Source organism: Pseudomonas sp. LBUM1646, from assembly GCF_059716165.1.
This window is the reverse complement of sequence record NZ_CP166810.1, coordinates 140,436-157,901: the sequence shown is the minus strand read 5'-3', so window position 1 is coordinate 157,901 and position 17,466 is coordinate 140,436. Positions and strand designations below refer to the sequence as shown.

The window sequence follows — 17,466 nt, the reverse complement described above, 5'->3', positions numbered from 1 at the left end:
AACAATTGAACAATGAAGGTCCTGCTCAATTCATACCGGGCAATTGGACCTTTGGCTTCACGTCGTTCTGCACAACGGATGCCAACGGTGCGACCACTCCCTGGCTCTTGAGCAACTCGCCCATGGTCGCCTTGATTCGGTACTGAGTAAATAACTGAGTGTTTTTAATGTCCGCCAGACGGCGGGACGCGGTGAACAACTCGTTTTCACTGTCGAGCAAGTCGAGCAAGGTGCGCTGGCCGAGGCTGAACTGCTTCTGGTACGCGGTGCGCACGGCGGTGCTGTGATCGACATACTGCTGGGCGATCGGCACTTGGGCGTTCGCATTGTTCAGGGCGTTCCAGGCCAGGCCCAGCTCTTCGTTCAACACGCGCAAGGCGTTGTTGCGGATGTCCAGCGCCTGGTTGGACAGGTAGGACTTGGATTCCAGGTCAGCCTTGTTGCTACCACCGGCAAACAGGTTGAAGCGCATGCGCAGCATGGCCTGCCATTCGTTGCTGTGACCATTCTGGCCGTCGACATCGTTGTCCGCTGAGCGACCCAGTTCAGCATCGAAACGCGGGTAGAACGAAGACTTGGCGGCTTCGTACTGTTTTTCCGCCGCGGAAATATCGGATTCGGCAGAACGCAGGATCGGGCTGTTTTCCAGCATCTGCGAGCGGGCTTCATTCAAGTTGGCCGGCAGCAGCGCGAGGAACGGTGCAGGACGCTCAAGCTGATCGGGCATCTGGCCGACGGCGCTGAGGAAGTTGGTCTCGGCATCGGCCAGGTTGGTCTGTTCGGTGATCAGGTTGTTGCGGGCCTGGGCCATACGGGCTTCGGCTTGATCCATGTCGGCGCCGCTGCCGACACCGCGGGAGGTGCGCAACTTGATCTGGTCGAAAATCCGTTCGTGGCTCTTCAGGTTGTCTTCGGCCAGGCGCACGAATTCGCGGCGGGTCAGCACGTCGAGGTAAACCTGGGCCACGGTCAGCGCAGTGCGCTCCGAGGTCCCCAGCAAGGAATAGGCACGGGAATTAACGGTGGCTTGTTGACGCCCCACTTCGCTGGACGTCGCAAAACCGTCAAAAACCATTTGCGACAGGCGCAGGCTCGACTCGCTACGGTTCAGGGTTTCCCAGTGATTGCTGCCGGTATCGGCGCGGGTGGTGACGTTATCCGTACCTTCGCGACCATAACCGCCCAGCAGATCGACCCGTGGCAGGTATCCACCTTTGGCGGCCTTTAACTGATAATCCGCGGCCAATCGACTATTAACCGCAGCCTGGATTTCCGGATGGACATCCAGCGCCTGTTGCATGGCTTCTGGAAGGCTTTGAGCTTGGACGAAACTGGCGGCAAGGGCGAAGGGTAAGGCTTTGAACAAGTACGAACGCATGAAGAAAATTTCCCAGAACTTCTTGTCTTGAATCACAGCAAATAGTGGCGCTGCGTCGGATGATGGCAACCGGAATGACCGTATGTCGGAAAGTTCAAAACAGGAACTGGATCACACGCTGTAGGACAGGTCGCCGCTTAAATATCAATGTGACATTACTGGGGCGATTGTTTAGGATGGCACCCATAAGGTCAATAGTTTGGCATAAACTAAATAGCGAAAAAATATAGCCAAATTATTGACGAATTGCAGCGTCAAGCTTATGCACTAAATTTTAAAATGTACGTCCAGACTGCTTTGGCGAATTCGCCATCAGGTCCATGGAAGTCAACTGAACGTGACACCCGGAGAGTCTTCAATGAGCAGTGTTGTTGCCATCGTCAAAAGCATTGTTGGTCAAGTTTTCGCGGTGTCCCCAGAGGGTGTCCGCCGCGTACTCGTTGAAGGCGACCGGCTGTTTGTCGGCGATCAGGTAGACACCGGCGCCGCTGGCGCTGTCACGCTCGAACTGGCCGATGGCCGGACCCTGGACCTGGGCCGTGACACTCAATGGAGTGGCACCGATCCGGATTCCAGCACCGACCTGGCAGAAGCCACTGCACAAGCCGCGCCATCGGTTGAAGAACTGCAGCAAGCCATCGCTGCCGGCGCCGACCCGACCAAAGATCTCGAAGCCACCGCAGCAGGCCCGACCGCTGCCGGTACTGGCGGCGCGGCCGGTGGCGGCCATAGCTTCGTGATGTTGGACGCAACCGCTGGCCGGGTAGACCCGACCATTGGTTTCCCGACCGCGGGCATCAGCTCTGCCGGGGCAACCACGCAGAACACCATCGGCGGCCAGACCACCAACAACGCCAACATCGTGCAGGCATCGACCCTGAGCCTGAGCGCCACGCCGACCATCACCGAAGCCGGCGGTGTACTGGTTTACACCGCGACCCTGACCCAGGCTCCGACCAGCGACCTGACCATCACCTTGTCCAACGGCTCGGTGATCGTGATTCAGGCTGGCCAGACCACCGGCACCGTCAACGTGCCGCTGGCGCCGAACGACACCGTCTATAACGACCCGACCCAGATCGACGTCACCGTCACCGGCACCACTGGCGGCGCCGGCATCATCGTGACTCCGCCGACCGTACCGGCGACGACTCAAGTCACCGACACCATCGACACCACCACTGTCACGCTGACAGCGGGTTCCACCGTCACCGAAGGCGGTCAGATCACCTACACCGCGACCCTGACCAACCCGGCGCAAACCCCGGTTACCGTCACCCTGTCCAACGGTTCGACCATCACCATCGGCGCCGGCCAGACGACGGGCAGCGTGAACGTTCCAACGCCAGCCAACGACGTCTACAACAATGGCAGCACTGTCAGCACCACGATTACTGGCACTACCGGCGGCAACTTCGAAAACCTGGTGCAAAACCCGGCGCCAGCGGTCACCACCATCACTGATTCGATCGACACCACCACCGTCACGCTGACAGCGGGTTCCACCGTCACCGAAGGCGGTCAGATCACCTACACCGCGACCCTGACCAATCCGGCGCAGACGCCGGTTACCGTCACCCTGTCCAACGGTTCGACCATCACCATTGAAGCCGGCAAGACCACCGGCAGCGTGGACGTTCCGACGCCAGCCAATGACGTCTACAACAATGGCAGCACCGTCAGCACCACGATTACCGGCACTACCGGTGGCAATTTCGAAAACCTGACGCCGAATCCAACGCCTGCGGTCACGACCATTACCGATTCGGTCGACACCACCACTGTCACGCTGACAGCGGGTTCCACCGTCACCGAAGGCGGGCAGATCACCTACACCGCGACCCTGACCAACCCGGCGCAGACGCCGGTTACCGTGACCCTGTCCAACGGTTCGACCATCACCATTGAAGCCGGCAAGACCACCGGCAGCGTGGACGTTCCGACGCCAGCCAATGACGTCTACAACAATGGCAGCACCGTCAGCACCACGATTACCGGCACTACCGGTGGCAATTTCGAAAACCTGGTGCCGAACCCGGCGCCAGCGGTCACGACCATTACCGATTCGATCGACAACACCGGCCTGAGCCTCACCGCCACCGGCACCGTCGTCGAAGGCGGTCAGATCACCTACACCGCGACCCTGACCAACCCGGCCGGCACGCCGATGACCGTGACCTTGAGCAATGGCTCGGTCATTACCATCGAAGCGGGCAAAACCACGGGCAGCGTCACCGTCGATACGCCGCCAAACGACGTCTACAACAATGGCAGCACCGTCAGCACCACGATCACCAGCACCACCGGCGGTAATTTCGAGCAACTGACCCCGAGCACCGAGCCGGCGCAGACCGTCATCACCGACTCGAAAGACACCACAACCCTCAGCCTGAGCGCGACTGGCTCCGTGGCTGAAGGTGGTTCGATCGTTTACACCGCCACCCTGACCAACCCGGCCGGTACCCCGGTAACCGTGACCCTGAGCAATGGCGCCGTGATCACCATCGCCGCTGGCGCCACCAGCGGTAACGTGACCGTCGCCGCCCCGGCCGATGACGTCTATAAAGATGCCGGCAAGGTTGAAGTCACTGTTAAAGATGCCACCGGCGGCAACTTCGAGAACCTGGCCACTGACCCGGCGCCAGCCGTGACCAACGTCACCGACACCATCGACACCTCGACTGTCACCCTGACCGCCACCAGCACAGTGGCTGAAGGCGGCACCGTGGTTTACACCGCCTCGGTCGGTGCTCCAGTGACCGGCGCCCCGGTTATCGTGACCTTGGCCAACGGCCAGACGATCACCATCGCCGTCGGCGCGAGCAGCGGCACCGTTAACGCAGTGGCTCCGAACGATGTCCTCAATGGCCATGCGCCGTTGACCACCTCGATCACCGATGTGAGCGGTGGCAATTACGAAAACCTGGTTGCCGATAAGACCCCGGTCAGCACTACCGTCACCGACACGCCAGACACCACAACCCTCAGCCTGAGCGCGACTGACTCTGTGGCTGAAGGTGGTTCGATCGTTTACACCGCCACCCTGACTAACGCTGCCGGCACTCCGGTCACCGTGACCCTGAGCAACGGCGCGGTGATCACCATCGCCGCAGGTGCCACCAGCGGTAACGTGACCGTCGCTGCCCCGGCCGATGACGTCTATAAAGATGCCGGCAAGGTTGAAGTCACTGTTAAAGATGCCGCTGGTGGCAACTTCGAGAACCTGGCCACTGACCCGGCGCCAGCCGTGACCAACGTCACCGACACCATCGACACCTCGACTGTCACCCTGACCGCCACCAGTACAGTGGCTGAAGGCGGCACCGTGGTTTACACCGCCTCGGTCGGCGCTCCAGTGACTGGCGCCCCGGTTATCGTGACACTGGCCAACGGTCAGACGATCACTATCGCGGTCGGCGCGAGCAGCGGCACCGTTAACGCAGTGGCTCCGAACGATGTCCTCAATGGCCATGCGCCGTTGACCACCTCGATCACCGATGTGAGCGGTGGCAATTACGAAAACCTGATTGCCGATAAGACCCCGGTCAGCACTACCGTCACCGACACGCCAGACACCACAACCCTCAGCCTGAGCGCGACTGACTCTGTGGCTGAAGGCGGTTCGATCGTCTACACCGCCAACTTGACCAACGCCGCTGGCACGCCAGTGACCGTCACTCTGAGCAACGGCGCCGTCATAACCATCGCCGCCGGCGCCACCAGCGGTTCTGTGACCGTCGCGGCGCCTGCCGATGACGTCTACAAAGACGCCGGTAAAGTCGAAGTGACCGTCAAGGATGCCGCGGGCGGTAACTTCGAAAATCTTGTCACCAGTCCAACGCCTGCGGTCACTGACGTGACTGACACCATCGACACCTCGACCGTCAACCTGACCGCCACCAGCACCGTGGCTGAAGGCGGCACTGTCGTTTACACCGCTTCTGTTTCTGCACCGGTCACTGGCGAACCAGTGGTTGTCACCCTGTCCAATGGCCAGACCATCACCATCCCCGTCGGCGCGAGCAGCGGTTCCGTGAACTTCGTTGCGCCGAACGATGCGTTGGCGGGCGGCGGCTCCTTGAGCGTCAAAATCGACGACGCGAAGGGTGGCAACTACGAGAAGCTGGACGTCGATGGCAAACCGGCGAACACCTCGATCACGGACACCACCGACACCACCAACCTGTCGCTGACCGCAACCGGCGCCGTGGATGAAGGTGGCCAGATCACTTACACCGCGACCCTGACCAATGCGGCCGGCACGCCAGTGACCGTCACCCTGAGCAACGGCGCAGTCATCACCATCGACGCCGGTAAAACCACCGGCACCGTGACCGTCGACGCGCCGAAGGACGACGTCTACAAGGACGCCGGCACCGTGGAAGCGACCATCAAAGGCGCGACCGGTGGCAACTTCGAAAACCTGGTCACCAGCGACACCCCGGCGGTCACCGCCGTCAATGACACCATCGACACCAGCACCGTATCGCTGACGGCCACCGCGAACGTCGCCGAAGGCGAAACCGTGGTCTACACCGCGTCCGTGACGGCTCCTGTAACCGGCGCCCCGGTTGTGGTGACCCTGTCCAACGGCCAGACCATCACCATCCCGGTTGGCGAAACCAGCGGCAGCGTGAATTTTGTCGCGCCGAATAGCCCACTGGCGGGCGGCACGTCCCTGAGCGTGAAGATCGACGGCGCCACGGGCGGCAATTACGAAAAACTCGAAGTCGACGGCAAACCGGCGGATACGGCGGTCAGCGACACACCTGACACCACCACCCTGAGCCTGAGCGCGACCGATACCGTGGCCGAGGGCGGCGCGATCGTCTACACCGCCACTCTGACTAACGCAGCCGGCACTCCGGTGACCGTGACCCTGAGCAACGGCGCAGTGATTCTCATCGCCGCTGGCGCCACCAGTGGTTCCGTAACCGTCGCCGCGCCTGCCGATGACGTCTACAAAGATGCTGGCAAAGTTGAAGCGACCATCAAGGACGCCAGCGGCGGCAACTTTGAAAACCTGGCGACCAATTCGACGGCGGCCGTGACCAACGTCACCGACACCATCGACACCTCGACGGTCAACCTGACCGCGACATCGACCGTTGCCGAAGGCGGCACCGTGGTTTACACCGCGTCCGTCAGCGCGCCAGTGACCGGCTCGCCAGTGGTTGTGACCTTGTCGAATGGCCAGACCATCACCATCCCCGTCGGCGCGAGCAGCGGTTCCGTGAACTTCGTTGCGCCGAACGACGCCTTGGCTGGTGGCGGTTCCCTGAGCGTCAAAATCGACGACGCCAAGGGCGGCAACTACGAGAAGCTGGACGTCGATGGCAAACCGGCTGAAACCTCGGTTACAGATACGCCAGACACCACGACCCTCAGCCTGAGCGCGACAGACTCCGTGGCCGAAGGCGGCTCGATCGTCTACACCGCGACATTGACTAACGCTGCCGGTACTCCGGTAACCGTGACCTTGTCGAACGGCGCTGTCATCACCATCGAAGCGGGCAAAACCACCGGCACTGTAAGCGTTCCAGCTCCTGCCGATGACGTGTACAAAGACGCCGGTACTGTTCAGGCGACTATTACCACCGCTACCGGTGGCAACTTCGAGAACCTGGTGCCGAGCACGGTTCCAGCGGTGACCAACGTCACCGACACCATCGACACTTCGACCGTCAAACTGACGGCCACCGACAGCGTCGCTGAAGGCGGCACCGTGGTTTACATCGCGACAGTCGGCCAGCCAGTTACCGGTTCTCCAGTAGTTGTGACCCTGGCCAACGGCCAGACGATCACCATCGAAATTGGCAAAACCACCGGCACCGTCAACGCTGTCGCACCGAACGACGCGCTGGTCGGCCACGAACCGCTGACCAACTCGATCACCGACGTGAGCGGCGGCAACTACGAAAATCTCGTGGCCGACAAAACACCGGTCAGCACCACCGTGACCGACACTGTCGACACCACCAACCTGTCGCTGAGTGCCACCGGTTCGGTAGCCGAAGGTGGCCAGATCACCTACACCGCGACACTGACCAACGCCGCTGGCTCGCCAGTGACCGTGACCCTGAGCAACGGCTCGGTGATCACCATCGACGCCGGCAAAACCACCGGCACTGTAAGCGTTCCAGCGCCGGCCGATGACGTCTACAAGGACGCCGGCAAAGTCGAAGCGACGATTTCCACCGCGACCGGTGGCAACTTCGAGAACCTGGTGCCGAGCACGGTTCCAGCAGTGACCAATGTCACTGACACCATCGACACCTCGACCGTCAAACTGACCGCTACCGACAGCGTCGCTGAAGGCGGGACTGTGGTTTACACCGCGTCGGTGGGTGCGCCAGTGACTGGCGCCCCGGTTGTAGTGACCCTGGCCAACGGCCAGAGCATCACCATCGACATCGGCAAAACCACCGGCACCGTCAACGCCGTCGCACCGAACGACGTCCTCAATGGCCACGCGCCACTGACCAACTCGATCACCGACGTGAGCGGCGGCAACTACGAAAATCTCGTGGCCGACAAAACACCGGTCAGCACCACCGTGACCGACACTGTCGACACCACCAACCTGTCGCTGAGTGCCACCGGTTCGGTAGCCGAAGGTGGCCAGATCACCTACACCGCGACCCTGACCAACGCCGCTGGCTCGCCAGTGACCGTGACCCTGAGCAACGGCTCGGTGATCACCATCGACGCCGGCAAAACCACCGGCACTGTAAGCGTTCCAGCGCCGGCCGATGACGTCTACAAGGACGCCGGCAAAGTCGAAGCGACGATTTCCACCGCGACCGGTGGCAACTTCGAGAACCTGGTGCCGAGCACGGTTCCAGCAGTGACCAATGTCACTGACACCATCGACACCTCGACCGTCAAACTGACCGCTACCGACAGCGTCGCTGAAGGCGGGACTGTGGTTTACACCGCGTCGGTGGGTGCGCCAGTGACTGGCGCCCCGGTTGTAGTGACCCTGGCCAACGGCCAGAGCATCACCATCGACATCGGCAAAACCACCGGCACCGTCAACGCCGTCGCACCGAACGACGTCCTCAATGGCCACTCGCCACTGACCAACTCGATCACTGACGTCAGCGGCGGCAACTACGAAAATCTCGTGGCCGACAAAACACCGGTCAGCACCACCGTGACCGACACTGTCGACACCACCAACCTGTCGCTGAGTGCCACCGGTTCGGTAGCCGAAGGTGGCCAGATCACCTACACCGCGACACTGACCAACGCCGCTGGCTCGCCAGTGACCGTGACCCTGAGCAACGGCTCGGTGATCACCATCGACGCCGGCAAAACCACCGGCACTGTAAGCGTTCCAGCTCCAGCCGATGACGTGTACAAAGACGCCGGTACTGTTCAGGCGACTATTACCACCGCTACCGGTGGCAACTTCGAGAATCTGGTGCCGAGCACGGTTCCAGCGGTGACCAACGTCACCGATACCATCGACACCTCGACCGTCACCCTGACTGCCACCGATAGCGTCGCTGAAGGCGGGACTGTGGTTTACACCGCGTCGGTGGGTGCGCCAGTGACTGGCGCCCCGGTTGTAGTGACCCTGGCCAACGGCCAGAGCATCACCATCGACATCGGCAAAACCACCGGCACCGTCAACGCCGTCGCACCGAACGACGTCCTCAATGGCCACTCGCCACTGACCAACTCGATCACTGACGTCAGCGGCGGCAACTACGAAAATCTCGTGGCCGACAAAACACCGGTCAGCACCACCGTGACCGACACTGTCGACACCACCAACCTGTCGCTGAGTGCCACCGGTTCGGTAGCCGAAGGTGGCCAGATCACCTACACCGCGACACTGACCAACGCCGCTGGCTCGCCAGTGACCGTGACCCTGAGCAACGGCTCGGTGATCACCATCGACGCCGGCAAAACCACCGGCACTGTAAGCGTTCCAGCTCCAGCCGATGACGTGTACAAAGACGCCGGTACTGTTCAGGCGACTATTACCACCGCTACCGGTGGCAACTTCGAGAATCTGGTGCCGAGCACGGTTCCAGCGGTGACCAACGTCACCGATACCATCGACACCTCGACCGTCACCCTGACTGCCACCGATAGCGTCGCTGAAGGCGGGACCGTGGTTTACACCGCGTCGGTGGGTGCGCCAGTGACTGGCGCCCCGGTTGTAGTGACCCTGGCCAACGGCCAGAGCATCACCATCGACATCGGCAAAACCACCGGCACCGTCAACGCCGTCGCACCGAACGACGTCCTCAATGGCCACGCGCCACTGACCAACTCGATCACTGACGTCAGCGGCGGCAACTACGAAAATCTCGTAGCCGACAAAACACCGGTCAGCACCACCGTGACCGACACACCGGACACCACGACCGTCAGCCTGAGTGCAACCGGCTCCGTGGCTGAAGGTGGTTCGATCGTTTACACCGCCACCCTGACCAATGCTGCCGGTACTCCGGTAACCGTGACATTGAGCAACGGCGCCGTCATCCTCATTGCGGCTGGCGCCACCATCGGCACCACGACCGTCGCCGCTCCGGCCGATGACGTCTACAAAGACGCCGGCAAAGTCGAAGCGACCATCAAGGACGCCACCGGCGGTAACTTCGAAAACCTGGTCAAAGACCCATCGGCTGCCGTGACCAACGTCACTGACACCATCGACACCAGCACCGTGTCGCTGACCGCCACGTCGAGCGTCGCTGAAGGCGGCAATGTCGTCTACACCGCCTCCGTGAGCGCGCCGGTCACCGGTGCGCCGGTTGTCGTAACGCTGTCCAATGGCCAAACCATTACCATCGACATCGGCAAAAGCAGCGGAACGGTCAATTTTGTCGCGCCAAACGATGCCCTGGCGGGCGGCGGCTCCTTGAGCGTCACCATCAAGGACGCCACCGGCGGCAATTACGAAAAACTGGACGTCAACGGCGACCCGGCCAAGACCACCGTCACTGACACCGTGGATAACACCACGCTGGCGCTGACCGCGACCGACACCGTGGCGGAAGGTGGCCAGATCACCTACACCGCGACGCTGACCAATGCGGCCGGTACTCCGGTGACCGTGACTTTGTCGAACGGCGCTGTGATCACCATTGAGGCTGGCAAAACCACTGGCACGGTGACCGTCGCGGCACCATCCGATGACGTCTACAAGGACGCCGGTAAAGTCGAAGCGACTATCTCCACCGCTACGGGTGGCAACTTCGAAAGCCTGGTGCCAAGCACTGCCCCAGCCGTGACCAGCGTCACCGACACCATCGACACCTCGACCGTCAAACTGACCGCGACCGGCACTGCCGCTGAAGGTGGCAACGTCACCTACACCGCGACTGTCGGCCAGCCAGTCACTGGCAGCCCGGTCACCGTGTCGTTGGCCAACGGCCAGACGATCACCATCGACATCGGCAAAACCACCGGCACCGTGACCGCTGTCGCGCCGAACGATGCATTGTCGGGCCACGCGCCGTTGACCAACTCGATCACCAACGTTACTGGCGGCAATTACGAAAACCTGGTTGCCGACAAGACGCCGGTTTCGACGACCGTGACCGACACCGTCGACACCACCAACCTGTCGTTGAGCGCCACCGGTTCGGTAGCGGAAGGCGGCTCGATCATCTACACCGCGACCCTGACCAACGCCGCCGGCTCGCCAGTGACCGTGACCCTGAGCAACGGCTCGGTGATTACCATCGACGCGGGCAAAACCACGGGCACCGTGACTGTTCCGGCGCCAGCCGACGACGTCTACAAAGACGCCGGCACCGTTCAGGCCACGATTACCACCGCAACCGGTGGCAATTTCGAAAGCCTGGTGCCAAGCACTGCCCCAGCCGTGACCAGCGTCACCGACACCATCGACACCTCGACCGTCAAACTGACCGCGACCGGCACTGCCGCTGAAGGTGGCAACGTCACCTACACCGCGACTGTCGGCCAACCAGTCACTGGCAGCCCGGTCACCGTGTCGTTGGCCAACGGCCAGACGATCACCATCGACATCGGCAAAACCACCGGCACCGTGACCGCTGTCGCGCCGAACGATGCATTGTCGGGCCACGCGCCGTTGACCAACTCGATCACCAACGTTACTGGCGGCAATTACGAAAACCTGGTGGCCGACAAGACGCCGGTTTCGACGACCGTGACCGACACCGTCGACACCACCAACCTGTCGTTGAGCGCCACCGGTTCGGTAGCGGAAGGCGGCTCGATCATCTACACCGCGACCCTGACCAACGCCGCCGGCTCGCCAGTGACCGTGACCCTGAGCAACGGCTCGGTGATTACCATCGACGCGGGCAAAACCACGGGCACCGTGACTGTTCCGGCGCCAGCCGACGACGTCTACAAAGACGCCGGCACCGTTCAGGCCACGATCACCACTGCGACCGGTGGCAACTTCGAAAGCCTGGTGCCAAGCACTGCCCCAGCGGTGACCAGCGTCACCGACACCATCGACACCTCGACCGTCAAACTGACTGCTACCGGCACTGCCGCTGAAGGTGGCAACGTCACCTACACCGCGACTGTCGGCCAGCCAGTCACTGGCAGCCCGGTCACCGTGTCGTTGGCCAACGGCCAGACGATCACCATCGAAATCGGCAAAACCACCGGCACCGTGACCGCTGTCGCACCGAACGACGCGCTGACCGGCCACGCACCGCTGACCAACTCGATCACCAACGTCAGCGGCGGCAACTACGAAAACCTGGTAGCCGACAAGACCCCGGTTTCGACCACGGTCACCGATACCGTCGACACCACCAATCTGTCGTTGAGCGCCACCGGTTCGGTTGCCGAAGGCGGCCAGATCACCTACACCGCGACCCTGACCAACGCCGCTGGCACCCCGGTGACCGTGACTTTGTCGAACGGCTCGGTGATTACCATCGAAGCGGGTAAAACCACGGGCACCGTGACCGTTCCGGCGCCAGCCGACGACGTCTACAAAGACGCCGGCACCGTTCAGGCCACGATCACCACTGCGACCGGTGGCAACTTCGAAAGCCTGGTGCCAAGCACTGTCCCAGCCGTGACCAGCGTCACCGACACCATCGACACCTCGACCGTCAAACTGACCGCGACCGGCACTGCCGCTGAAGGTGGCACCGTCACTTACACCGCCACTGTCGGCCAGCCAGTCACTGGCAGCCCGGTCACCGTGTCGTTGGCCAACGGCCAGACGATCACCATCGACATCGGCAAAACCACCGGCACCGTGACCGCTGTCGCACCGAACGACGCGCTGACCGGCCACGCACCGCTGACCAACTCGATCACCAACGTCAGCGGCGGCAACTACGAAAACCTGGTAGCCGACAAGACCCCGGTCAGCACCACCGTCACCGACACCGTCGACACCACCAACCTATCGTTGAGCGCAACCGGTTCGGTTGCCGAAGGCGGCCAGATCACCTACACCGCGACTTTGACCAACGCTGCCGGTTCTCCGGTGACCGTGACCTTGTCGAACGGTTCTGTGATCACCATCGACGCCGGTAAAACCACGGGCACCGTGACCGTTCCGGCGCCAGCCGACGACGTCTACAAAGACGCCGGCACCGTTCAGGCCACGATCACCACTGCGACCGGTGGCAACTTCGAAAGCCTGGTGCCAAGCACTGTCCCAGCCGTGACCAGCGTCACCGACACCATCGACACCTCGACCGTCAAACTGACCGCTACCGGCACTGCCGCTGAAGGTGGCAACGTCACCTACACCGCGACTGTCGGCCAGCCAGTCACTGGCAGCCCGGTCACCGTGTCGTTGGCCAACGGCCAGACGATCACCATCGAAATCGGCAAAACCACCGGCACCGTGACCGCTGTCGCACCGAACGACGCGCTGACCGGCCACGCACCGCTGACCAACTCGATCACCAACGTCAGCGGCGGCAACTACGAAAACCTGGTAGCCGACAAGACCCCGGTTTCGACCACGGTCACCGATACCGTCGACACCACCAATCTGTCGTTGAGCGCCACCGGTTCGGTTGCCGAAGGCGGCCAGATCACCTACACCGCGACCCTGACCAACGCCGCTGGCACCCCGGTGACCGTGACTTTGTCGAACGGCTCGGTGATTACCATCGAAGCGGGTAAAACCACGGGCACCGTGACCGTTCCGGCGCCAGCCGACGACGTCTACAAAGACGCCGGCACCGTTCAGGCCACGATCACCACTGCAACCGGTGGCAGCTTCGAAAACCTGGTGCCAAGCACTGTCCCAGCCGTGACCAACGTCACCGACACCATCGACACCACCCAAGTCAGCATCACCGGCAGCACCTCGGTGACCGAAGGCCAGACCGCCAGCTACACCGTCAACCTGACGCACCCGGCGCAAACCGAAGTGACGCTGAAAATCGTCTACAGCGGCACCGCCGCCGACGGTTCGGACTTCACCGGTGTGTACACCGTGAAGATCCCGGCCGGCGCCAGCAGCGCCAGCTTCAACGTCGCGACCATTGACGACAAGATCACCGAAGGCACCGAAAACTTCGTGGTCAAGATCGACTCGGCCACCGGCGGCAACTTCGAGAATCTGGCGGTCAGCACCACCAACGGCAGTGTCAGCACCTCGATCATCGACAACGATGCGCCGCCGGTCATCGACCTGGACGCCAACAATTCCAGCGGCGCCACCGGTGCCAACTACAACGTGACCTTCACCGAAGGCACCACAGGCCCGGGTGTATCGATCGGCGACACCGACCTGAAAATCACCGACCCGGACAGCACTATGCTGACCGGCGCGACCATCGTGCTGACCAACCGTCAGGACGGCGATGCGCTGAATCTGGGTAACAGCGTCAACGGCATCACCATCAATGCCAACAGCACCAATGGCACCGTTACCCTGACCTTGTCGGGCAACGCGACGCTGGCCGACTACATGCAGGCGATCAAGAACATCAGCTTCACCAACAACAGTGAAGACCCGAGCACCGTGCCGCGGATCATCACCGTGACCGTGACCGATGGCGGCAATTACTCGAACGTCGCGACCACCACTGTCAACGTGGTAGCGGTGAACGATGCTCCAACTGCCGCACCGGTTAACGTCACCGGCACCGAAGACACCCCGCTGATCCTCGGCTGGTCGACCTTCGGCGTCAGCGATGTCGACAGCCCGGCCGCGAGCCTGGGTGTGAAAATCACCGGGCTGCCGGGCGAAGGCAAGTTGCAGTATCTGAACGGCTCGACCTGGACCGACGTCACCAACAACCAGACCTTCACCAAGGCTGACATCGACGCCGGCAAGCTGCGCTTCACCCCGGATGCCAACGAATCCGGGACCAACGGCTACGGCGGCACCGGCCTGGGCAACAATCAGGCGGATTACGCGCAGATCAAGTTCCAGCCAACCGATGGTCAACTGTTGGGCAACACCGGTACGGTGAAAATCGACATCACCCCGGTCGCCGATGCACCGTCCCTGAACGTGGCGGACAACAGCGTCAAATCCACCGGTTTAATCAAGGAAGTCTGGACCGGTCTGTCGGGCCTGGGCACCAACGGCAACGGCGCCGCCAGCGACACGCTCAAATCGGTGATCGATGGCGCCGGTAAGCCGAACTCCAGCAGCACGGTGACCAACGTGCAGTCCGACGGCAGCGTCACGGCTGGCACCGCCTCGAAAACCTCCGGCCTGATCTACCTCGAAGCCGGCAAGACTTACACCTTCAGTGGTGTTGGCGATGACAGCCTGCTGGTGACCATCGGCGGTAAAAACGTCGCGGCCACCACCTGGGGCGCAGGCGGCAACCTCAATGGTTCGTTCACCCCGACCACCAGCGGCTACTACACCCTGGACATCTACCACCACAACCAGAGTGGCCCGGGCAGCTATGACGTCAATCTGTCGGTCAATGGCGCGGCCGCCGTCGACCTGAGCAGCGCCGGCGTGCCGCTCTACACCGGCGTGGCCGATCTGGCCGCTTCCGGCGTGACCGTCTCCGACCTGCACGGCACGGGCGGTGAGGGTTACTACGATGGCTACAAACTCAATACCGGTTTCGAAGGCACCAGCGTTCACCTGTCCGCGATCAAGACGGCCCTGACCGACACTGACGGCTCCGAAAGCCTGAACGTGAAAATCAGCGGCATTCCGGCAGGCTCGGTGCTCACCGACGGCGCGGGTCACACCTTCACCGCCTCCGCGACCTCCGGCGAAGCCAACGTCACCGGCTGGAACCTCGGCACCCTCACCGTGACCCCGCCGCCGTACTTCAACGGCCAGTTCAACCTGACCGTGACCTCGACCTCCACCGAAGCGCTGGGCGGTTCGGCCATCAGCACGGCGCAGATCCCGGTCACCGTTTACCCGGCGACTTACAACGCGATCACCGCCACCGCAGCCAGTGACACCGTCACCGGTACTGACGGCAACGACATCATCGTCGCCGACATCGGCGGCCTGACCGTGGTGCCGGGCACCAACTACAACATCGCCTTCATGGTCGACAGTTCGGGCAGCATGAGCGCGTCGTCGATCAGCTCGGCGAAAGACTCGCTGACGTCGGTATTCAACACCCTCAAGCAGAGCATGGGCGGCAACTCGGGTACCGTGAACATCTTCCTGGTGGACTTCGATACCCAGGTCAACAAGTCGGTGTCGGTCAACCTGAACGACCCGAACGCGCTGACTTCGCTCAAGGCAGTCCTGGATTCGATGTCGTCCGGCGGCGGCACCAACTACGAGGACGTGTTCAAGACCACGGCCAACTGGTTCCAGAGCGCTGATGCCGTGGCCAACACCGGGGCGAAGAACCTGACGTACTTCATCACCGACGGCCGGCCGACCTACTACCAGAACGGCGAGCAGACCAACCCGACGCTGTTCGGCAACGTGAAGCTCGATGACGTGGTGAAAACCAGCAACTACAAGCCGGGCGATTCGTTCTCCACGACCATCGACAGCACGCACATTCTGAACATCAGCAGTGCGGGCGTCGCGACGCTGAAAACCGCCAACTGGTGGGGTGGCTGGGACTCAAGCAACCTGGGCACCGTTCACGCCCAGGGCGATGGCACCTACGAGCTGTCTGCGCTGGCAGGCAGCGGTAATAGCACCAGCCAGACCACCGTCGACAACGCCAGCAGCAGCTTCGCACTGCTGGGCAACCTGTCGAACGTCGAAGCCATCGGCCTCAACAGCGGTGTCAGCCTCACCGACCTGAGACCTTACGACTCGGATAAAACGCCACAAACCAACATCGATCCGAAAGACCTGGCCAACTCGATCATCGGTCACACCGAAGCGACGCTGCCAGGTTCCGACACGGTCAATGGCGGTGACGGCAACGACATCCTGTTCGGCGACCTGGTGAGCTTCAACGGCATCGCCGGCGAGGGCTACCAGGCCATGCAGGCGTTCGTCGCCCAGCAAACCGGCGTGGACGTCAGCAAAGTCACCACCAGCAACGTGCATCAGTTCATCACCGAGCACTACACCGCGTTCGACGTGTCCGGCGCCCACGACGGCAACGACACGCTGCTGGGCGGCGCAGGCAATGACATCCTGTTCGGCTCGGGCGGTAACGACACGCTCGACGGCGGCAAGGGCAATGACATCCTGCTCGGTGGCACCGGGAACGACACGCTGATCGGCGGTTCGGGCAACGACATCCTGATTGGCGGCTCGGGTGCCGACACCTTCGTCTGGAAGGCGGGCGACACCGGCAGCGACGTGATCAAGGACTTCAAGGCCAGCGAAGGTGACCGTATCGACCTGCGCGATCTGCTGCAGGGCGAAACCGGCAGCACCATCGACAACTTCTTGAAAATCACTACCGTCGATGGCGTGTCGTCGTTGCAGGTCAGCTCCGCCGGCAAGTTCAACTCGGCGGATGCTGCGGCGGCTACGCCGGATGTGACGATCAAACTGGAAGGCAACAACTGGTCTACCGCCAACCTGCACAACCTGATTGCCGGTAGCGATCCGACCATCAAAGTCGACCACAACAACACCTGATCCAACGTAAAACGGCCGCCCTTATGGGGCGGCCGTTACGTTTGCGCCTATCTCACCGGTGACGATTTCGTCGCCGCACCGCATACTCGCCTGCAGT

General features: G+C 62.0%; 2 protein-coding genes. One reads left to right on the top strand and one right to left on the bottom strand.

The genetic code is table 11. The annotated features are described in order from the left end of the window. Window positions 1-25: 25 nt before the first annotated feature. Window positions 26-1,378 carry a TolC family outer membrane protein gene (locus tag ACA071_RS00670; RefSeq protein ID WP_169372230.1) on the bottom strand — a complete coding sequence of 451 codons (1,353 nt, stop codon included), beginning with the start codon at window positions 1,376-1,378 and terminating at the stop codon, window positions 26-28. Window positions 1,379-1,736: 358 nt separating this feature from the next. Between ACA071_RS00670 and ACA071_RS00665 the strand changes: the two genes are divergently transcribed. Next, window positions 1,737-17,369 carry a LapA family giant adhesin gene (locus tag ACA071_RS00665; protein WP_497642707.1) on the top strand — a complete coding sequence of 5,211 codons (15,633 nt, stop codon included), beginning with the start codon at window positions 1,737-1,739 and terminating at the stop codon, window positions 17,367-17,369. Window positions 17,370-17,466: the final 97 nt, after the last annotated feature.

Excerpts from the sequence above, each read along its gene's own strand:
- ACA071_RS00670 (WP_169372230.1), bottom strand. The coding sequence starts at position 1,378 with ATGCGTTCGTACTTGTTCAAAGCCTTACCCTTCGCCCTTGCCGCCAGT.
- ACA071_RS00665 (WP_497642707.1), top strand. The coding sequence starts at position 1,737 with ATGAGCAGTGTTGTTGCCATCGTCAAAAGCATTGTTGGTCAAGTTTTC.